11 protein-coding genes are annotated in these 22438 nt (G+C 47.9%); 10 read left to right on the forward strand and 1 reads right to left on the reverse strand.

The genetic code is table 11. The features are described 5' to 3' along the window. The first annotated feature begins 245 nt into the window (after positions 1 to 245). From A8C56_RS04060 to A8C56_RS04075, 4 genes are read left to right on the forward strand one after another with little or no spacing between them, the layout of a single operon-like run. The gene (locus A8C56_RS04060; protein ID WP_067761574.1) at positions 246 to 2405 is read left to right on the forward strand and encodes an alpha-L-rhamnosidase-related protein; all 2160 of its coding nucleotides are present in this window, start codon (positions 246 to 248) and stop codon (positions 2403 to 2405) included. Between the two features lie 55 nt (positions 2406 to 2460). Continuing rightward, positions 2461 to 4599 carry an aceric acid hydrolase gene (locus tag A8C56_RS04065; RefSeq protein ID WP_245645744.1) on the forward strand — a complete coding sequence of 713 codons (2139 nt, stop codon included), beginning with the start codon at positions 2461 to 2463 and terminating at the stop codon, positions 4597 to 4599. 32 nt (positions 4600 to 4631) lie between these two features. Next, complete coding sequence (locus A8C56_RS04070) at positions 4632 to 7949, forward strand: glycoside hydrolase family 2 TIM barrel-domain containing protein (protein WP_084490003.1); 3318 nt, start codon at positions 4632 to 4634, stop codon at positions 7947 to 7949. After that, positions 7949 to 11320: a glycosyl hydrolase gene (locus A8C56_RS04075; protein ID WP_245645745.1), complete on the forward strand. Its 3372-nt coding sequence runs from the start codon at positions 7949 to 7951 to the stop codon at positions 11318 to 11320. Before A8C56_RS04070 ends, A8C56_RS04075 begins: the two co-directional genes overlap by 1 nt. A 232-nt stretch (positions 11321 to 11552) precedes the next feature. Here the strand turns inward: A8C56_RS04075 and A8C56_RS04080 are convergent, their stop codons facing one another. Next, positions 11553 to 13862 (reverse strand): DUF5703 domain-containing protein, encoded by a 2310-nt coding sequence (locus tag A8C56_RS04080; RefSeq protein WP_067761579.1) that lies wholly within the window; start codon positions 13860 to 13862, stop codon positions 11553 to 11555. A 206-nt stretch (positions 13863 to 14068) separates the two neighbouring features. Here A8C56_RS04080 and A8C56_RS04085 point away from each other — a divergent pair, with 206 nt between their 5' ends. From A8C56_RS04085 to A8C56_RS04110, 6 genes are all read left to right on the forward strand, one after another. Further along, a complete protein-coding gene (locus A8C56_RS04085) occupies positions 14069 to 14980 on the forward strand; it encodes an AraC family transcriptional regulator (protein WP_067752408.1) in 912 nt (303 codons plus the stop codon). A 9-nt stretch (positions 14981 to 14989) separates the two neighbouring features. After that, positions 14990 to 15805 carry an endonuclease/exonuclease/phosphatase family protein gene (locus tag A8C56_RS04090; RefSeq protein ID WP_067752410.1) on the forward strand — a complete coding sequence of 272 codons (816 nt, stop codon included), beginning with the start codon at positions 14990 to 14992 and terminating at the stop codon, positions 15803 to 15805. 13 nt (positions 15806 to 15818) lie between these two features. Then, on the forward strand, positions 15819 to 17858 hold the full coding sequence (locus A8C56_RS04095) for a sulfatase-like hydrolase/transferase (protein WP_067752412.1): 2040 nt from the start codon (positions 15819 to 15821) through the stop codon (positions 17856 to 17858). Between the two features lie 84 nt (positions 17859 to 17942). Next, positions 17943 to 19343, forward strand: a complete 1401-nt coding sequence (locus A8C56_RS04100) for a sulfatase (RefSeq protein WP_067752414.1) — start codon at positions 17943 to 17945, stop codon at positions 19341 to 19343. Positions 19344 to 19439: 96 nt separating this feature from the next. Continuing rightward, positions 19440 to 20321: an aldose 1-epimerase family protein gene (locus A8C56_RS04105; protein ID WP_067752417.1), complete on the forward strand. Its 882-nt coding sequence runs from the start codon at positions 19440 to 19442 to the stop codon at positions 20319 to 20321. A gap of 92 nt (positions 20322 to 20413) precedes the next feature. Further along, positions 20414 to 22426 carry a site-specific recombinase gene (locus tag A8C56_RS04110; protein WP_067752420.1) on the forward strand — a complete coding sequence of 671 codons (2013 nt, stop codon included), beginning with the start codon at positions 20414 to 20416 and terminating at the stop codon, positions 22424 to 22426. The last annotated feature ends 12 nt before the right edge of the window (positions 22427 to 22438 follow it).

Genomic DNA, 22438 nt, shown 5'->3' on the forward strand with positions numbered 1-22438 from the left:
GCGCTGCTATGTTGCTTTACTTGCGTCGCACACTTGTGCTGCAGTACGGACCCCGGCCTTTCAAACTTCCGGTTTGCAATACCACGAACCAGGATAGGTTGTTGCGGAGGGCACCTGCGCATGCCTTCAGAAACGGATCAGCTTTTAAATTCCTTGTCCTGGCATGTAGCCCTCTATGTTACTTCGTCCTAAAAAAAATGCTGCCCTTGCCGGCAGGCAGGTCTTCACGCACCACCCAAAATACAATGTTTTTTAAACCCTTTATGCTCCTTTGTGTCTTTGCGGCTCTGCGGTTTACTGCTGCCGCCCAAACCTGGATCTGGTATCCCGGTGATTATGAAATATGGCTCTCTAACCAGATGCAGAACCGACGTACGGAACGGGGTACTTTCTACCCGGTATTCTGGAAGGCTGACAGTCATTACCCGCTGGTGGACTTTCACAGGGAGTTCAACCTGGCGCAACCGGAAACGGTAGCCATCTGTGCAGAGGGCCGGTACAATGTTAAGCTGGATGGAAAAGCATTTCCCGGAACCCCCCAGGCAATAGAAGTGCCTGCAGGGAAACATAAGATCAACATTAAAGTATTCAACCAGGCCACGCCACCGGCGGTGTTCGTAAAGGGAATAACAATCCGGTCCGATAGCAGCTGGCAGGTAACCTTTGAAGATAAGGAGTGGATCGATGAAACGGGTAAGGCTTCGGATCTGTCGGCCACAATCTTTAAACATGCCGGCAACTGGAACTTTAATGACCCGGCTGCAATGCCTTCGGCATACAGGCTCCCTGTAGCACCTGTTGCTGCAACATCAGCAGAAAAGACAGCCGGAGGGTTGCTGGTGGATTTTGGAAAGGAGACCTTTGGTTTTGTAAAGCTGCATGGTGTAAAAGGAAAGGGGACTGTTTCCCTCTACTATGGTGAAAGCCGGGAAGAAGCGCTCGATACCGCAGCTTCAGAAACTTTCGACCGCATAACCATAGATCAGCTGAATGCTTCAGACACCATCAACCCGCATTCAAAAGCGCTGCGGTATGTGAACATTGTTGCGGATGGCAATGTGCAACTGGATCATGCCTCCCTGTTGTATGAGTATGCGCCACTGGAAGACAAGGGCAGCTTCCGGTGCAGCGATGGGGCCATCAATAAGATCTATGATGTGGCCAGGTATACCTTGCACCTGAGCACGCGGGAATTTTTTATCGATGGCATCAAGCGCGACCGCTGGATCTGGAGCGGGGATGCTTATCAAAGCTACCTGATGAACTATTACCTGATGAACGATAATGAAACGGTAAAACGCACCATATACGCTTTGCGCGGAAAAGACCCGGTAACCAGTCACATCAATACCATTATGGATTATACCTTTTACTGGTTTATGGGGGTATATGATTATTACCTTTACAGTGGCGACAAAGATTTTCTGGTACAGAACTATGACCGGATGAAAACGCTGATGGATTTTGTCTGGAACCGCAGGAATAAGAATGGCCTGCTGGAAGGGCTGCCGGGCGACTGGGTCTTTATCGACTGGGCATCAGGGCTCAGTAAAAAAGGAGAGATCAGCTTTGAGCAATTGCTCTTTGCACGCGGGCTGGAAACCATGGCGCTTTGTGCGGACCTGGCGGATCGTAAACAGGATGCAGCACAATACAAAGCAGCAGCAGCTGCACTGAAGCAAAAATTGTTTTCCATTTACTGGAGCAATGAGGCAAAGGCACTGGTGCACAGCAGGGTGAACGGGCAGCCAACAGAAAATGTGACCCGTTATGCCAATATGTTTGCCATTTTCTTTGGTTATTTTAGTGAAGAGCAAAAGAAGGAAGTAAAAGCTTCCGTGTTACTGAATAAAAATGTTCCGGAGATCACTACGCCTTATATGCGGTTTTATGAGCTGGAAGCATTATGTGCCCTGGGTGAGCAAAATTACGTATTGCAGGAAATGAAAAATTACTGGGGCGGCATGCTGAAGCTCGGCGCCACCTCGTTCTGGGAAGAATACGACCCTTCCAAAAAAGGAGCGGCACATTACGCAATGTATGGAAGGAAATATGGCAAAAGCCTTTGTCATGCCTGGGGTGCCAGCCCGCTGTATTTATTGGGAAAATATTACCTGGGGGTAAAGCCAACAGCTCCCGGCTATGCACAGTATGAAGTAAAGCCGGTATTGGGCGGGTTAAAATGGATGGAAGGCAAAGTGCCTACCCCGGCAGGAAATATTGAATTGTATTGCAGTGAAAAAGAAATAAAGATCACTTCACCGGCAGGCACCGGAAAGCTGATCATCGCAAGTAAAATAAAGCCGGTATGCAAAGAAGGCGAAGTGGTAAGCAAAGGAAATAATGTGTATGAGTTAACGATGGAGAAAAATAAGGAATACAGGATTTTATATAAAGCAATTTAAATGAAGATGTGCAAAACGATATCAGTGAAAAGTGCAATTGAATGAAATCTATAAAATGAAAAAAACAAATGTTATGCTGAGCCTGTCGAAGCATGATTGGATACAAAGGCTTACCCTTCGTCAGGCCCGTCCGACCGCCCCGGGCGGCCTCACGGGTGGTATACGGAATGTAGCCGGCATCAGGAAAATAGTGCTGCTCATTACTGCAGCGATGATTACTTCCACGCACAACCCGCTCTTTGCCCAGCAGGGATTGGTGAGTACAACTGAAAGCCCCCACGCAGCATTATCAACGGTAGGCCTGGGCGATGTGCAATTTACCAACGGTTTCTGGGCAGAGCGTTTTGCGGTTTGCCGGAACGAAATGGTGCCCACGCTCTGGAAAACCTATACCAGCGATACGATCTGTTATGCGTTTCAGAACTTCAGGATCGCAGCCGGATTGGATACCGGAAGTTTTCGCGGCCCCTCTTTTCATGATGGGGATTTTTATAAGACGCTGGAAGCACTGGCGGCGATGTATGCTGTTACAAAAGATCCGCAGTTAAACCGCTGGCTGGATGAAGCAATAACTGTTATTGCTAAAGCGCAAAGAGCAGACGGATATATTTATACAAAGAATAGCATTGAACAACAACGCACTGGTGTGCAGAAGATGTTTGACAACAGGCTCAGCTTTGAGGCTTATAATTTCGGGCACCTGATGACCGCGGCCTGCGTGCATTTCAGGGCTACCGGAAAAACCAGCCTGCTGAAGATTGCTGTAAAAGCCGCAGATTTCCTGATCGGCTTTTATAATACAGCAACGCCTGAGCAGGCGCGGAATGCCATCTGTCCCTCGCACTATATGGGATTGGCAGAGCTGTACCGCACCACCCACCGAAAAAAATACCTGGACCTGCTGGAGCGGCTGATTAATATAAGGGGAGCCGTAGAAGGTACGGATGATAACAGCGACCGGGCACCTTTCCGTGAAATGAAAAAAATTGTGGGCCATGCAGTACGTGCCAATTACCTGATGGCAGGTGTGGCAGACCTGTACGCAGAAGATGGGGATAAAACATTATGGAGCACACTGGATACTTTATGGAAGAATATTGTAACTACCAAAATGTATATTACCGGTGGCTGCGGTGCCTTGTATGACGGTGTTTCTGTAGACGGTACCTCTTATAACCCGGATACGGTGCAGAAAGTGCACCAGTCTTATGGAAGAGACTACCAGCTGCCCAATCTGACAGCGCATAATGAAACCTGTGCCAATATCGGTAATGTGCTCTGGAACTGGCGGATGTTCCTGCTGACCGGAAAGGAGCAATACATGAATGTGGTAGAGCTGGCATTGTACAACAGTGTATTGAGCGGGGTAAGCCTGGATGGTAAGAACTATTTTTATACCAACCCGTTGGCGGCTGCCAGAAATTATCCCTACCGGCTACGGTGGAGCGGTGGCCGTGTGCCCTATATCAGTCTTTCCAATTGTTGTCCGCCCAACCTGGTGCGCACCATTGCAGAAGCTGGTATTTATATGTACAGCCTGGGAAAGGATGGCTTGTATGTAAACCTGTACAGCGGGAGCCATTTAAAAACAAAAATGCCGGATGGCAGTGAACTGGAATTAATACAACAAACGGACTATCCCTGGCAGGGCAGAGTGCTCCTTACCCTTCAAAAAGCACCTGAGGGATTATTACCCCTGCACCTGCGGATCCCCGGCTGGTGTAAGACAGCTACCATCCGGTATAAGAACAGGGTGCAGCAGGTAACGGGCGGGCAATACATTACTTTAAAGGAAAAATGGAATATAGATGATCGTATAGAACTTTCATTAGACATGCCGGCACAACTCATCGAAAGCAATCCGCTGGTGGAAGAGACCCGGAACCAGGGGGCTGTAAAACGGGGGCCGGTGGTCTATTGCCTGGAATCACCGGATTATAAAAACGGGCAGATTACGGATGTAGTGATTCCTTCCGATCTGAAGTTGCAACCGGTTACGGATACGTTGAACGGAGCGCATTTTATGGCATTGGAAGGCAGGGCGGAAAAATGCACATGGGAAAACTGGAACGGTATATTATACAGGGAACTGAGCTCCGGGCTGCAGCCGGTTACAATAAAGCTGATTCCTTATTATGCCTGGGCAAACAGGGGGGCATCGGATATGCGCGTATGGTTGCCATTAATAAGATAATGCGTTATGATTTTATAAAGACTGAATAGTATATGAGTGGATTACAGGGCAACGGGCTGCAACAAAATTTATTGAAGATATCTGTAACAGGGCTGCTCCTTTTTTCCGGTATGGGCAGCTTTGCACAGCTGGTGGATAAAACGCCGGCACCGGTGCCGGTGGCGCCTTCGGTTTACAGTGAGGAACCTTATGAAGATCCGCTGGTAAGCGGTATTAACCGTGATCTTTCCAGGGCCACGGCGTATTCCTTTGCTTCCGTAAAAGAAGCATTGAACGGGGATCGTGAAAAAAGCGGGCGGTATCTTTCCCTGAACGGCCTGTGGGATTTTTCTTTTGCATTGAAGCCGGACGATGCACCTAAAGATTTTTATAAACAAAAAGTGCAGGGGTGGAACAAAATAACAGTACCTTCCAACTGGGAAATGCAGGGATATGATAAGCCCATTTACAAAAGCGCGGTATATCCTTTTCGGCCGGTGAATCCTCCGTTGGTTCCAAAGGACTATAACGGAACGGGTTGTTACCAGCGTTCTTTTACCATTCCCAAAGACTGGAAGGATAAGAACATTACCCTGCATTTCGGGGGCGTAAGCTCGGCGTATAAGGTATGGATCAACGGGAAATTCCTGGGTTATGCCGAAGATAGCTTTCTCCCTTCTGAATTTAATATTACGCCCTATCTGAAGGATGGTGAAAATATCGTTTCCGTATGGGTCATCCGCTGGAGCGATGGCAGTTTCCTGGAAGACCAGGATCAGTGGCGGTTAAGCGGTATACATCGCGAAGTATACCTGATGGCGGAGCCGAAGCTGCGGATTGCCGATTTCTTTTACCAGGCAAAGCTGGATAAGCAATACAGGGATGCTGTCCTAAGCATTCGCCCGCGGCTGGAAAACCTTACAGGGAAAGCAATGCCCGGCTATCTTGTAAAAGCACAATTGTTTGATGCTTCCGGGCAACCGGTATTCAGAGACCCCCTGCAGATAAAAGCAGATTCCATCATCAATGAAATACATCCAAGACTGGACCAGGTGAAATTTGGCCTGCTGGAGGCTACTGTTGCCGGTCCGCAGAAGTGGAGCACCGAAGCCCCCAACCTGTACACGCTGGTGCTGAGCCTTGAAGACAGTGCCGGGCATACAGAAGAAGCCAAAAGCTGTAAGCTGGGATTCCGCAGTATTGAATTCCGTAAAGCGGATAGCAAGCTGCTGATCAATGGCAGGGAAACCTATCTGTACGGGGTGAACCGGCCCGATCATCATCCCGCCAAAGGCAAGGCCCTATCAAGGGAAGATATCTGGCAGGATCTTCAGACCATAAAGCGGTTTGATTTTAACTGTATTCGTCTGAGCCATTACCCGTCTGATCCTTATTTGCTGGATCTCTGCGATCAGTTTGGCATCATGGTCATTGACGAAGCCAACCTGGAAACGCACGGACTGGGCGGCAAGCTGGATCATGATCCGCGATGGACAGCCGCCTACCTGGAGCGCATCAGCCGGATGGCCCTGCGTGATAAGAACCATCCCTCGGTTATTTTCTGGAGCCTGGGCAATGAAGCGGGCAACGGCCCCAATCATGCGGCTATGGCCGGATGGGTCAAAGACTTTGATATTACAAGACCCTTACACTATGAACCCGCAATGGGCAGCCCCAAAGAAGAAGGATATATTGATCCTTCTGATCCGCGTTATCCCAAACCCAATGATCACTCGCACCGCTTGCAGAATCCCAGGGATCAGTATTATGTAGATGTGGTCAGCCGCATGTACCCTGCGCTGTATACCGCTCCGCTGCTGGTTAATCAGAAGAACGGGGATCATCGTCCCATCTTCTTTTGCGAGTATGCCCATGCAATGGGCAACAGTTCAGGCAACCTTAAGGAGTTCTGGGACCAATGGCGCAGCCTGCCCCGGGTGATCGGTGGCTGTATCTGGGAATTCAAAGACCAGGCCCTGGTAAAAAAGGACTCATTGACCGGCAAACCTTATTATGCATATGGCGGCGATTTTGGCGAAAAATATTTCGACAACTTTACCATTAAAGGGCTGGTGGCGGCAGACGGACGGCCCAAAGCAGCCATGTATGAATGCAAGCATATCTTTCAGCCTTTGCAATGTGAGTGGCAGGATGCCCGGCAACGGCTGGTAAAGATCAGTAACCGCAGCCCGGTTGTGAATGCAAAAGAGTACACGTTTGAACTGGCTATAAGGGAAAACGGGGTTGTCATCAGCAGAAGATCATTACCGGATCTGGATCTGGCGCCGGGCGATACTGTGCTATTGAACCTGCAACCCTGGCTGCCAAGGTTGAAAGCGCATACGGAATACCATGCGGATCTTTCATTTCACTTAAAAAAAGAAACGGCCTGGGCACCGGCAGGATTTGTCATTGCCAGTGATCAGCTTGCATTAACAGCATTGGTTCCCGTTCCGGGTGAAAAAGCTGCGGTAGCCTTTAAGGATGCAGGAACGGTATATAAAGTGGCGCAACCTCATTTTTCGATAGGTATTAATAAGTCCACCGGAGGGCTGTCTTCGTATATCAAAGAAGATAAGGAGCTGATCCTGCAACCGCTCCTTCCGCATTTTACAAGACCGCAAACAGATAACGACCGCAGGGGATGGAAAACGCACAGGGTCTTAAAACCCTGGTATGAATACCGGCCAGAGCTGAAAGAAATAACACTGGCAACTATTGGTGGGGTGAACGGTGTGCTGAGCCGCTACCGCCTCATTCATGATAGTGTGGAAGTGCGTGTGTTCTATTCAGCTGATAAAACAGGCAGGATAAAAATAGACTATACTTTTGTACCAAAACCGGGCCTGCCGAATGTGCCAAAAATTGGAATGCAGATGGGCATCAGTAATGCTTTCCGGCAGATCAGTTATTTCGGAAAGGGCCCGCTCGAAAATTATAGTGATCGCAGCTATGGGGCTGATGCCGGTGTTTATGACCAGGCGATTGATGATTTTATGGAACCCTATGTGGTGCCGCAGGAGAACGGGAACCGTACGGATGTGCGCTGGATGCTGCTAAGCAATAAAAAAACAGGTGAAGGCTTGCTGGTGCAGGCCGATAGCCTGCTCAGCATGAGCGCCTGGCCTTACACGGAAAAGAATATCAGCGAAGCAAAGCATACCAACCGCCTGAAAGATGCGGGCTATATTACATTGAATATTGACCTGGTACAGATGGGGGTGGGGGGAAATGACAGCTGGAGCGAGGTAGCTGCCCCCCTGGAACAGTACCAGGTTCCGGCAAAACCGTATCATTATTGTTTTTATCTTGTACCTGCGGGGAGGGAAAAAGCAGGGGCAAAAAATAAACCGTTTAAAAGTAACAGGTGATGTGTTTCAGATCAGTGATCCTTCTGACAGGTTTGTGTGGCGTATTATTACAGGCTTCAGCCCAGCGCAACAGGGCGCTTTCACCGGAATCGGTACTGGCCAATCCCCCGGAGCAGGCCCGCCCCTGGGTGTTCTGGTACTGGATGCATGCAGCGGTTTCAAAGGAAGGGATTACTGCGGATCTGGAAGCAATGCACGCGGCAGGTATTGGTGGTGCCTACCTGATGCCCATCGGCGATACGTCTGTAAAAGTTCCTTATGACCATCCTGTGCGGCAGCTGACACCGGAATGGTGGGGTATGGTCAGCCATGCAATGAAAGAAGCAAAGCGGCTGGATCTGAAGCTGGCCATGCATTTCAGCGATGGCTTTGCATTGGGTGGCGGCCCCTGGATCAGGCCGGAACAATCCATGCAAAAACTAACCTGGAGCAAAACCTGTTTAAAAGCAGGATCAAAAGCACCGGTAACTATAAGCCGGCCGGAATCAAATGAAGGCTACTACAGGGATGTGGCCGTGTTTGCCTATCCTGCAAAAAGCAGGATTGCTTTTGAAAATAAAATGATCAGACCCACCGTAACAACCAGCACCGGCGTTGCGGCAGATTTCCTTGCCTTGCCGGGCCCCGGTAATAAGCAAAGCTTTAAGACGGATACTGCCGCGTGGATCCGGTATCAATATCCCGAACCGTTTACGGTAAGATCAGTTCGTATTCATATGGGCAATAATTACCAGGCCCTGCGGCTGATAATGGAAGACAGTGATGACGGGGTGCATTTTAAAAGGATTACCCGGCTGCAACCGCCCCGTCAGGGCTGGCAGGATACGGATGAGGATTATACGTTTTCTGTACCAGCTAATACTGCAAAATTTTTCCGTTTTGTTTATGATAAAGCCGGATCTGAACCGGGAGCAGAAGACCTGGATGCGGCAAAATGGAAACCCTCATTAAAAGTGATGGGTATTTACTTAAGCGATGAGCCGGTGATCAACCAGTATGAAGCAAAAAACGGGAGTGTATGGCGGGTGGCTGCAAATACAGACACAACGCAGGTTCCGGACCGGGATGCAGTGCCGTTTAGAGAAGTGGTTGATCTGACAGGCAAAATGGATCGTAATGGAACGTTGCACTGGGCACCGCCTGCAGGCAATTGGGTAGTGGTACGCATCGGGCATACGAGCACCGGTCATGTAAATGCCACCGGTGGGGCCGGGAAAGGACTGGAATGTGATAAGTTTGACCCGGAGTCAATAAAGCTGCAGTTTGATAACTGGTTTGCAAAGGCCTTTGAAAAAACGGACCCGGGTATTGCAAAAAAGGTGCTGAAGATTTTTCATGTGGATAGCTGGGAATGTGGCAGTCAGAACTGGAGCACCGGTTTCCTTTCTGAATTCCGGCAACGGCGCGGGTATGACTTAAGACCGTATTTGCTGGTAATGACCGGTGTGCCGCTGGAAAGTGCGGCAGCTTCAGAAAAGATCCTGCACGATGTACGCACTACCATTGCCGAGCTGATCCATGACGTTTTTTATACAACGCTGAAGAAGCTGGCGCATCAGAAAGGCGTGGTCTTCAGCGCAGAAAGCGTGGCGCCGACTATGGTGAGCGATGGTTTGCTGCATTATCAGTCGGTGGATATTCCCATGGGGGAGTTCTGGCTGAACAGCCCCACGCACGACAAACCCAATGACATGCTGGATGCCATCAGCGGCGCACATATCTATGGTAAGAATATCGTGCAGGCAGAAGCCTTTACCACCCTGCGCATGGATTGGAGCGAACAGCCGGGGAATCTTAAGGTGCTGGGTGATCGCAATTTTGCAATGGGCATTAATAAAATGGTGTTACATGTATTTGCCCACAACCCGTTTGTCAACAAAAGACCGGGTGTAACGCTGGATGGCATCGGCCTGTATTTTCAACGGGATCAGACCTGGGTCAGACCCGGTAAAGCCTGGATCGGTTACCTGGCAAGGACTTCAGCCCTGCTGCAACTGGGAAAACCGGTTACAGATATTGCGGTATTCACGGGGGAAGAAATGCCCCGGCGTTCTGTGCTGCCGGAACGGCTGGTAAATGTGCTGCCGGGTGTTTTGGGCGCGGATGCAGTGGCCTGTGAAAAAAAACGGATGGAGAATGCAGGGCAACCTATGACCACTCAGCCATCGGGAGTGTTGCATGCAGCAAATATTGCCGATCCCGGTAATTATATAAATGCTCTGCATGGCTATAAATACGATTGTTTTAACCCGGATGTCTTATTAAAGATGCGTGTGGAGAATGGCAGGGTGGTAACTCCAGGCGGCGCTTCCTATGCCGTGCTGGTGATCCCTGGCAGGCAGCCTATGAACCCTAACAGCCATCTGCTGTCTGTTGCTGTGGCCGGAAAAATACGGCAATTGGTGAATGAGGGCGCTACGGTGATTATGGACAAAGGATTCGATGCTCCCGTTGGGTTTAAAGAAAATGCGGCGGAATTAAAAGCCATATTGAAGCCGTTGTATGACGCAAAAAATACAAAAAGGAAACTGATCGCTGCGCCTTATCAGCAACCGGATCTGAGAGCGCTGGGGCTGGAAAAAGATGTAGACGTATTAAAAGGCGGGGATACAATTGCATGGACGCATCGCAGCCTGGCAGACGGGGAGCTTTATTTTATTTCCAATCCCTTTGAAAGAATGCGTACGCTTGAATTGGCGTTCCGGGTAAAAAACCTGGAACCGCAATTATTGGATGCGGTATCCGGTACTGTAACAAAGCCTGCTGATTGGCGAAGGGAGGGCGCGCGTACTATTGTTACCATAACTTTAGCGCCCAACGCTGCTGTGTTTGTGCATTTTAAGGAGCCGGCAGTGCAGAGATTGGCATCTTTCAAACAAAGCTCAACAGCTGAAAAACAACTGGCGGTTATTCCCGGCAAATGGAAGGTTCAGTTTGATCCTGCCTTTGGCGGACCTGAAGATACGGTAACAATGGATACACTGCAGCTTTGGAACGCCTTTGAGCAACCGGGAATAAAATATTATTCCGGTACAGCTGTGTATAAGAACCGGTTTGAATTGAAAGCCTTCAATACCGGCCCTGTCTGGCTGCAGCTGGACAGCCTGTATAACCTGGCTGCAGTAAAGATAAACGGCATTGACTGTGGTACGGTCTGGACGTATCCCTTACGTACAGACATCTCAAAAGCGGTTAAAAAAGGAGTCAATACCATAGAAATAGCAGTTACCAATACCTGGGCCAACCGGTTGGCAGGAGATCAGCAGTTGCCCGTAGAAAAAAGGATTACCTGGACCACGGCACCTGTACGCATGCAGGGCCGGCCGCTGCTGAAAGCGGGGCTGCAGGGAGTGGTCCGGATCCTTCAGTAGCATTGACTTTTTACCTGTTCCGGGTCTGCCGTCTGCCATTGTTTGTACCATAATTGGCTGAGCACTGACTTAAAAGAAATGTCACCCTGATGTCATCCCGGACCTGTTCCGGGATCTGTTTTATTTCAGGGTCCAGGTGAGCTATAAATAGATGCCGAAACAATTCCGAACTATCGGAACGGCATGACAAAAAGAGAGATTGATTTTCAATGCCATCGGCACGATATATTTTCTAGCGCAGCAGATTCACCACATCTTTTTCCCTGCTTTGAGGGAGCACCTTCAGTGCTGTTAATTTTCCATTTTTTAAAATACCTGTTACTGTTGTCTGTTGGGGCGCATGGAGCCTGAACGATACATCCCATTCTTTTGGCCAGGCAGGGAAAAGATAGATTTTATCAGCAACAACCTGCAGCAGCATTTCCTGTAATCCGATCATGCCCGAGCCGCCCCAGTTATGATCCGGCACCCAATCATACCCAGGACCCCAGAAAGCCGGGAAGCGGCGGCCACTGTCTTTCAATTTTAAAATGGTCAGCCGTCTGGCTTCATCCGTCAGCCCCAGGCGTGCCGCAAAGATATTGTCCTGTTTCCAGCCTGTAGCACTTCTGAACTTCAGGGCAAAAGTATCCAGCTGGTACGTGTTGATGGCTGTATCGAGTCCGGCCCTGCCGATCCCAAAAAGCCCCCAGGGAAAAACGGGATAGAGCATGGAGGATTCGGTATTGTTCACCCGTGCCCATACCTGTGCCGGGGCAATGGTGGTCTTGCCCCTGTACTGCATATAAGGGATTGGAGGAATTCGTTTCAGGAACCCTTCAAAATAATTTTTTTCACTATCAGTTAAAGGAACAGATGCTGACAATAATTTTTGAGTTACGGATCTTAAAGCAGCGATGGTAGAGCTGGCATTATAGGCCAGCTTAAATGTTTCAGCACCTGAGCCGGGATACAGTACCAGGTGGCCCTCCTGGTCCAGTGTTTTATTGCCTCTTTTTTTAGCCAGGTATTGATAATGCTCGTCGAAGAATACAAGACAGCTCTTGATCAGTGGAAGATAGGGTTCAATGTTCAGCCCCTCATAATCGTTGGCTTCCAGCAGCATCATACAAAATTCCAGTACCGTGTCCCATTCATATTCCAGCCAGGCATTGTATTCCATACCCGGGTCAAAGCCTTCCGGCCGTTTCCATCCGTATTCAGTAGGATTGGGCAAGCCAAAATTTTCAATCTGTTCATTGAAATTGGCGCCGGCATGGCCCCAGTAAACCCTGCTCCGCAGTTCAGCAGTAGTTAAAAGGCGGTTATAAAAATCGAATTGGGTTTTCATCATATCCGCATCGCCGCTTTTAAGCATCGGCCAGTATACCAGTCGCTGGTTCTGTGCGGTAAAAGTGCCACCGCCCCAGTTACGATGGTCGGGTGTGCCCTTGATGGTACTGTCTGTAAAGACAGGGTCCACCGTAAATAATCCGCCGTTAAATTTGGTAGGATAGGAGCCATAGGCATTGGCCGCCAGCAGGTACCGGAAAAGCTGGTAGTTGCGCCCGATCTGCCAGGCCGTATCTGTTGCATCTTTTTTACCGGGATGAATACAGATATAGCTGCGGTTCCAGAATTGCCGCCACCACTGCATGGTGGCGGTCCGGTCGTTCCCTGATGCCCGGTTTTTCTGAACCAGTTGCTGCAGCTCCTGAAGCCAGTTATTCAGGCTGTTGGTTTGACGGCTATGCAGGATAATTTGCAGCTCCTGGTGTTTAGCTGCTTTGCGGCTTTGCAGGCTCCGGCTTTTAAAAAGGGTATTGGCATAGAGGCCTTCGCTGGTTGCTCCGGCAACAAAATCCCTTCCCCGGATCAATCCCCCGGAGGTCAGTTGTTTGAGCGGATTGAAAAGTTGTTGTTTGACAGCGTCTAATTTTTGTTGGGCAACAGCGGCATCAAATACCGTAGAATCGGTATTGCGGTGATAAAACAGGATGCTGTTGTTCTCAAACCGGGTTACATCTTTTTGGGTGACCACGTTTACATGCCCGGCCCATTTCCAGGAATTAGCATTGTTCTCTTTCCCCAGCTGGGGCCGGTCCGCAAACCGCCAGCTCTCATAGATCGCTGCTGCCTTAACAGGTGTGGTGCTGCTGATCTCAATATGGATCACCGGCTGAAAAACAGATACCCATACCCGTAGTTCCACAGCGCCCTTCTTATTTTGGGCTTTAATATTAGCGGATCCTTTTTGCAGATCCAGTTCCTGCCGGAACGTTCCGTTCTCAAAAGGGTTGGGGAAGAGCCGTATCCGTAGCCTTCCTCCTTTAAGAAGAGTATTGTTTTCATCAAACGCTCCGCTTCCGGAAAAATACAGCAGCACCTCATTATTTTCCACCCACAGATTGGCGCCGATAGAACCACCGCCAACCGGCATGGACTCCGAAGCATTTTTACTTTGGGTATTCCATACAATATTGTAATCATTGATAGCAGACTGGGCAGTACAGCCAAACGAAGCGCCTAAAAGTGTACCAATACAGACAAGAAACCGGAACATATCTTCATAATTGTAATAATAACAATTATAAAGATAAAATAAATATTGTTGCCGCTTTGAAAGTTTCACGGAGTATTCAGCAGTTGTAAAATCGTAATAATCAGGTACGTTCATCCAAGCTATCCGCCGGCAATAACAAATGCCTTTTTAAAGTTGACAGTAAGCCAAAAGTTTATTATTATTGATTGTATTATTGGAGCAGCAGTATGGAACAAACGGAAAATAAACAGGGGTCTTTTAAAAACATCTGGTATGGAATAGGCCGCAGGCGTATTGAGCTGCCAGGGCAGGTGCTGCGGGAGAAGGTGCTGGGTGACCCTTTATTAAATGGCTTATATATTTCAAGTTTGGGTTATTATCCCAATGCAAAAGCGCATTTTACCAAGCGGAAGAAGGGATTGCACGGTAATATGTTGTTTTATTGTGTGGCAGGACAGGGGTTTTATGAGTTGCGGGGGGAAACCTATGCTATAAAAGCCAGCGAGTTTTTTATGCTGCCCTGTAATGAGGCCCATGCTTACGGATCTGTTGACAAAGATCCCTGGAGCATTTACTGGGTGCATTTTGACGGGAAACAGCTTGCGGCACTGAACAAAATAAGCGCGGTGACCGAGTGCTTTAAACCGGTGCATATTAAGGACAACGGAGAAATAACCGGTACTTTTAATAAAATGTACAAATTTCTGGAACTGGGGTACAGCCTAGACAATCTTTATTTTTCGGGCCTGTGCCTGCAGCAGTTTATTTCTTATTTTATCTACAACGGCCGGCATTTTCCGGTTATCGAAAATAAAGAGCTGGATTGTGTAGACCGGGTGATCCTGTTTATGCAGGAGAAATTACAGGAAAGCCTTACGCTTACGGATCTGAGCCGGTATTCCAATTATTCGGTATCCCGGTTTTCAAACCTGTTTAAGCAAAAGACCGGCTATGCGCCCATGGATTATTTTATGCAGATGAAAATCCAGCAGGCCTGCCAACTGCTGGATTTTACAGATAAGGCCATTAAAGAGGTAGCGCTTACGATGGGTTTTGACGATCCGTATTATTTTTCCAAGCGTTTCAAACAGGTGATCGGGATGCCTCCTCAGCAATACCGCGCCATTAAAAAAGATTAACGATCAGATATGCGGCTCAATTATTTTTTTATCCTGATTTTTGGCGGGCTGCTGATTGCCTGCTCACCCAAAAACAACCCGGCTGCAACCGCCGGCAGCACTAACGGTTCTGTAAAGTTCATGACCTATAATGTGCACCATTGCAATCCTCCTTCAAAGCCCGGGGCGATTGATGTGGATGCAATAGCCGGTGTGATCAAAAAGGAGAACCCGGATGTGGTGGCGCTGCAGGAGATCGATGTAAACACCCGTCGCTCCGGCAGCATCAACGAAGCCGCATTATTGTCAGAAAAGACCGGGTACCGCTTCTTTCACTTCTCAAAGTCTATAGATCATGATGGCGGGGATTACGGAATTATGCTCCTGTCAAAATACCCCCTGTCAGATATGGAAACCCATAAATTACCTACAGACCCGGCTACGGGCGGAGAGCCAAGAGTGCTGTCAGTAGCCACGGCTCAATTGCCCGATGGTAAAAAGATAAGAGTTGCATCGGTGCACCTGGATTTTCACGGCAAAACAAATGGTCCCTTACAGATGACTGAGGTAAACAGGGTTCTTGCAACAGAAACATTGCCTGTAATTATCGGGGGAGATTTTAACGCTGCTGAAAACAGCGAAACGATTCAGTTGCTGGATAAAGCATTTACACGTACCTGTAAGCACTGTGCCTTTACCATAGAGGAAGGGAATGAAAAGCTGGCCATTGACTTTATTGCCTACAAACCGGATCAGGTCTTTTCAGTGCTTTCGCACCGTGTTACAGAAGAGGATTATGCCTCTGATCACCGGCCGGTTCAGGCAACATTAAAAATAAATTTTTAAAACAGGGTTTCATATGCATAAATCATTCCTTCTCCTTCTGCTGTTTATTGCCACCCTATCCAGGGCACAATCTGAAAAAAAGGCGGTTCAGCCACCAAATATTCTTTTTATCCTGGTAGATGACCTGGGTTACGGGGATATAGGCGTATTCAATCAAAACGCCCGTAAAGCACAAAAAGACCCATCTGTTCCCTATTTAATAACCCCTTCCTTAGATAAAATGGCGGCTAACGGGGCTGTATTTACACAGCAATACGCCAATGCTCCGGTATGCGTGGCTTCCCGCTCCTCATTATTAACCGGCGTAACACAGGGAAATGCAATAGTGCGGGACAACCAGTTTGACAAAGCCCTGGAAGATAATTATACCGTAGCCAATACGCTGAAGCAGGCAGGATATACCACTGTGGCCATTGGTAAATGGGGATTGCAGGGGCTTACAAAAGACTGGCCGGCTCACCCGATGAAACGCGGATTTGACTATTATTTTGGATACATGCGCCATAGCGACGGGCATGAACACTACCCCAAGGAAGGCCCCTACAGGAAGCCCAAGGAGGTTTATGACGGATATGAAAATGTAGCCAGCAGGCTGGATAAATGTTATACGGGCGATTTATGGACGGCAAGGGCAAAAAAATGGCTCATTGACTATAAGCGTCAAAAAAAATCAGCGCCTTTTTTTATGTACCTGGCCTATGATACGCCGCATGCTACCATTGAGCTGCCTACACAGGAATATCCCAAAGGTTCCGGCCTGAGAGGTGGCCTGCAATGGCTGGGAACACCCGGCAAAATGATCAATACTGCTTCGGGGGAAATCGACTCCTGGATGCATCCGTTGTTTAAGAACGCCACCTGTAAAGATAAGGCAACCGGTGCTGTAACACCCTGGAAGGATGTGGATAAACGGTATGCCACTGTTATCCAGCGCCTGGATCAGGAAATAGGCGATGTGCTGCAATTGCTGAAAGACCTGGGGATCGATAAAAATACATTAGTGGTTTTTTCCTCTGATAACGGTCCCTCACAGGAATCCTATTTAAAGGAACCGTATACGCCTCAATTCTTTGATGGATATGGCCCGTTTGATGGTATTAAAAGGGATCTTTGGGAAGGCGGCAGCCGCATGCCGGTAATTGTACAATGGCCTGCCAAAATAAAACCGGGTTCTGTAATTGCACAGGCATCCTTGTTATCCGATTGGGCACCTACCTTTCTGAACGCAGCAGGTATGAGCGCCCCGGCAAGAATGGATGGGGTATCATTGCTTCCTGTTCTTTCAGGAAAAGGAGGCCAGCGCCAGGGCGCCATTTATTCTGAATACTTTTTTAAGGGCAAAACACCGGCATACCCGGAATTTGAAAAAGCGCATGCCGGCAGGGCCATGAACCAGATGCAAATGATCCGCCTGGGGAATTTAGTAGGAGTAAGGTACGATATAAAAAAGCAGGAGGATGATTTTGAAATATATGATGTGGTCAGAGATCCAAAGGAAAAAAAGGATCTGGCAGCGCAAATGCCCGGCCTGCAGCAGCAAATGAAGGCCAGGGTATTGCAATTACGGTCAGTTAATGAAAGTGCTCCGCGCCCGTATGACCAGGAACTGATACCGGCAATAACCGATCAGCCCCACAGCAAGGAAATCAAATGGAGCTTATATAAAGATGCTGCAGCATGGGTGCCGGAAACAAGCAGCTTACAGGTAGTAAAAAAAGGAACAGCGCCGGCAATTAATGCAGGGCTGTTTAAAAATGCCGATGCAAATACGGTCACTTACCGGGGATATATCCGTGTGCCGGCAGATGGTGCCTATACCTTTTACCTGTCTGTTACCGGCAATGCATTTTTCAGATTACATGACATACCGGTAATTGATGCAGACTACAAATATGAGGACCATGCAGAACAATCACGCAAGCTGTTGCTAAAAGCCGGCTGGCATCCTTTTACGCTTACTTATAAGAAAAATGGGGAATCTCCATCAGTAAATCTGCAATGGAGCAGTGCTGCTTTTTCCAAAAGAGCGGTAAGCGCAGCAGATATTTATTGACCGGTTTTTACCTGACAGATCATGAAGTCTATTATTTTTGTGGACTGAATGCCTTTTTTTTGAAGCAAACAAAAGAATAGTACCATGAAAAGAAAATACTTCTGGTGCCTGCTGGTGCTTGCTTTTATTAGCCGGCCGGCGTTTTGCCAGCAAAAGCCCAATATTATTTTTATAATGGCAGACGACCTTGGCTCCGCTGAGCTGGGGTGCTATGGGAACAGCTTTAATGAAACTCCTAATTTAGACCAACTGGCAGGCGAGGGCGCAAAGTTTACACAGGCATACGCTGCTGCACCTATCTGCTCCCCTTCAAGAGCCGGGATCATGACGGGCCAGTATCCTGCAAGAACACGGATTACCGATTTCCTGGATAACAATGCAGACCGGTACCTGGATCCGGAAAAATATTATACGGTGAACCGCGCCCTATCCGATGCTGGTTATCATACAGCCATCATTGGTAAATGGCACCTGGATACCCGGTTCAGCAACCCCAGAGGAAATGCCCGGCAGCATGGCTTTGAGGAGGTGATCGGAACAGAAACCAAATATATTGCTGATGGGGATTATTTTTTTCCCTATGACAAGATCAGCACGTTTACTACAGGAGCAAAAGACGAATACCTTACAGACCGGCAATGCGCCGAAGCTTCAGCATTCATAAAGCGGAATAAAGACCGCCCCTTCTTTTTATACCTTACCTTTTACAGCGTGCATACAAAGCTGGATGCCCCGGAATACCTTGTAAAAAAGTACAAGGAAAAATTTGATCAGAAATACGGAGCAGGAAAAGCCGAAGCCATTTATGGCCCGCAGAACATACGCCATGAAGCCGACCACCCGGATAATCCATACCTGGCGGCAATGATTGAGCGGATCGATGCAGGAGTAGGCGGGATTATGGAAACCTTAAAACAGGCCGGGCTGGATAAAAATACGGCAGTGCTGTTTTTCTCCGATAACGGAGGTGTATGGAAGCTGGCCAATAACGGTAACCTGCGCGCAGGAAAATCATGGTTGTATGAAGGCGGGATCCGCGAAAATTTAATAGTAAGATGGCCGGCGGTTGTAAAACCGGGTACCGTTATTGATACCCGGGTAATGGCAACCGATTTCTACCCCACATTTTTAGCAATAGCAAATGCCCGCAATAAAAAAAAGGTGCCGCTGGATGGCAAAAGCATATTGCCGCTTTTGCGCGGAGAACCAATGGCGCCTAGAGAGCCCTTTTACTGGCATTACCCGTCTGAAACCGGCAAATGGGTCAACCGCATGTGCAGCGCTGTAAGGGATGGAGATTATAAGCTGCTTTATTTTTATAAAGATAAACGGATCGAATTATACAACCTCCAAAAAGATCCTTCTGAGAAGATCAATATAGCTGCCGGGGAACCGGAAAAGCGGGATGCGCTGAAGAAAAAGCTGGATGCCTGGCTGCAGGCAGTCAATGCAGAGCAGCCCGGTGTAAATGTAAAATCCCGCTAATAATATTTCTTTTCTGTTTGCAGATCAATATTTTATACCGGAAATTATACTAAAACAATGTCTTTTTCGTTTTAGTAATACGCAAAATCGTAAGCTATGGCTAAAGTTCATGAAATAAGGAATGACTACATAAAGATCTCCGTTGCGGAGCATGGGGCGGAATTGCAAAGCCTGACAGACACTGCAACCGGCCAGGAATATATATGGAGCGGCGATCCTGCCGTGTGGGGAAAGCATTCGCCGGTATTGTTTCCCATTGTTGGCTCATTAAAGGAAAATACCTATTATTATGAAGGGAAGCCCTATCAGCTCGGCCGGCACGGGTTTGCAAGGGATATGGACTTTTCCTTATCAGAACAAAGACCGGAAGCACTGGTGTTTACATTAAAGAGCGCTGAAGCAACACTGAAAAACTATCCTTTTCCCTTTGAGCTGGATATAAGATACCAGTTGCAGGAAAAAACAGTGCTGGTAACTTATAATGTAAAGAATACAGGCCGCGGGGATATGTGGTTTTCTATAGGTGCGCATCCGGCTTTTAAGCTGCCGCTGTTTGAAGGAGACGCTTATGTGGAATATCACCTTGAATTTGAAAAAACAGAAAACGCAGGCAAGTGGCCGATTCTTGAAGGCGGTCTGATAGCCGAAGCACCGGTGCCTTTTCTGGAAAATACCAACAAACTTCCGCTGAATAAAAATCTTTTTGTAAAGGATGCGCTGGTGTTTAAAGACCTTCAGTCGGAAAAGATCGCATTGGTTTCCGATAAAACGGGTAAAGGCTTTGTTTTTTCCTGGAAACAGTTCCCTTTCTTTGGCATCTGGGCCGCTCCCGGCGCTGACTTTATTTGCCTGGAACCCTGGTGCGGCATTGCCGACAGTACCGGCTCCAGTCAGGAACTGACACAAAAGGAAGGTATTAATCGCCTTGAGGCCGGTGGTCATTTTAAACGCACCTGGTCCGTAACAATAAATTCATAATTGAAGCCTGCTTCAAAAAATACCGGGAAAAGTAGTTTTCCTATTTTTGCTGCTTTAAAACAGCCGTTCCGATACTCTTTGTCTGTAACAGAATGCATCTGATCAAAAAGAAAAAGATAGAGAAAAGCTTTTGCGAAAAAATTCTGGAAAATGAATCGGCGTATCCCGTTGCATCCAGGGAAGAAGGGCTCAGTTTCCTGATCTCCTTTTTTAATGACATCAGGCCTGCAAAAAAAGAAAGGCATAAGGCAGATGAACGGTTACAGGAAATAGTGGCATTGCTTGAAATGCACCCTGCCATTGTTTCCAAGCTGCAACAGGCGGTTCTAACACAACTGCAGGATGCCAATCTGGAATCGGCATTTACAGAAAGCGGTATTCCTTTAAGCAGTGGTTTCTGGGATGAATTGGCAGGAAAGGTGAAGCATAAAATACTTCCGGAGGAGCAGGACAAAAATGATTTTGTTTATGTAATTGACAGGGTCTTCTATAAAAAAACGGATTTTATCTGGGTCAATGCAATCAGGCGCTCCACGTGGATCAGTTTTTTTGAGCTGTTACAGTTCCCGTTAAGAGAAAAAGACGAACGGCTGCATTCGCACCTGATGGATGCACTGACCGTATTGTCCTTCCAGGTGGCCAATGACGGCCTGGAGCGGGACGTAGCCCGTTATATGACGCCTTTCCGTTCCCGGCAGGATAATCCGTTCATCATGCAGAATAGTTTACTGCATGACCTGCAAAACCTGCCGGGAACGAATCCTGATGAGGTAAAAGCAGTTGCCGCAAAGCTGAAGGCAGCACTGCTGGAAATTGAAGACGAAATTGAATATATACGGCAGCAGCAGGATAGCAGGGGCACCAGCTTAAAACAAAGCTATACCCTGCTGATTTTAAGCGCAAGAATTGAGCGGATGCTGATATTACTGGATACGATTGACAATGATGAGCGCTTTGACATCGGCAGGTTTGTAGACCTGTTCCGGATCGTGGTAAAGAATGAGAATCAGAAGCACAGTATCCGGCAGTTTCTTTCACAGGGTGTGGGATACCTGGCCTACCAGATTGCGGAACATAAAGGGCAAAAGGGGGGCAAATATATTACTACAACAAAAAAAGAATATTTCAGCATGTGGGTAAGTGCCATGTGGGGAGGGCTGATCATTTCTTTTATAGCCATTGCCAAAAATGTGCTGGGAAAATTGCACTATGCCTATTTCTGGCAGGGCTTCTGGTACAGCGTCAACTACAGCTTCGGGTTCGTATTGATTGACCAAACGGGCTCTACGCTGGCTACCAAACAGCCTGCCTTTACCGCCAACGCGGTGGCTGTTTCGCTTGACTCAAAAAAGAACCGTAATCAGCCGGATCTGGATAACCTTGCTGTTACAGTAGCAAAAGTGATCCGCAGCCAGACGGCATCTTTTATCGGGAATCTGATCATTGTTTTTCCCGCTACTTATTTTCTGGCCTGGGCCTATGATCAGCTTTTAGGGCGTAAGCTGCTGGCTGGCAGAGAGGCATTCCTGCTTTTGCAGGAGCAGCATCCGTTTCAAAGTCTTTCGCTTTTATATGCCTGTAACACGGGTTTCTTTTTGTTTCTCAGTGGCATTATTGCAGGCTATGTGCAGAATAAAATACGTTTCAGCAACATTGGTAACCGGCTTACGCAGCATCCCGGTCTGCATTTCAACACATCGGCTGAAAGGAAAGGCTGGTGGGCCAGGTTTATTGAAAAGAACGGGGGGAGCTATGCTGGTAACATCAGCCTTGGCTTTTTCCTGGGAATGGCTTCCAATATAGGCAAGATTTTTGGTGTTCCTTTTGACATCCGGCATATTACCATTTCCTCAGGCAATATGGCTATTGCGGTTTATGGTCTGGGATTTGAAAATATTCCGGCCAGGTATCTGATCACCGTATTTCTGGGAGTATTGGGAATCGGTTTTTTTAATTTCCTGGTAAGCTTTTCACTGGCTTTTTTGGTGGCAGTTAAATCAAGAGGCATCCAGTTGCGGCGTTATCCGGAGCTGATTGGCACCATCGTTCGTTATTTCTTTAAAAAGCCCGTGTCCTTTATGCTGCCTCCTAAAAGCGAACAATAGTTTTAATCTGTA

It is taken from the genome of Niabella ginsenosidivorans, from assembly GCF_001654455.1.
Taxonomy (GTDB): Bacteria; Bacteroidota; Bacteroidia; order Chitinophagales; family Chitinophagaceae; genus Niabella; species Niabella ginsenosidivorans.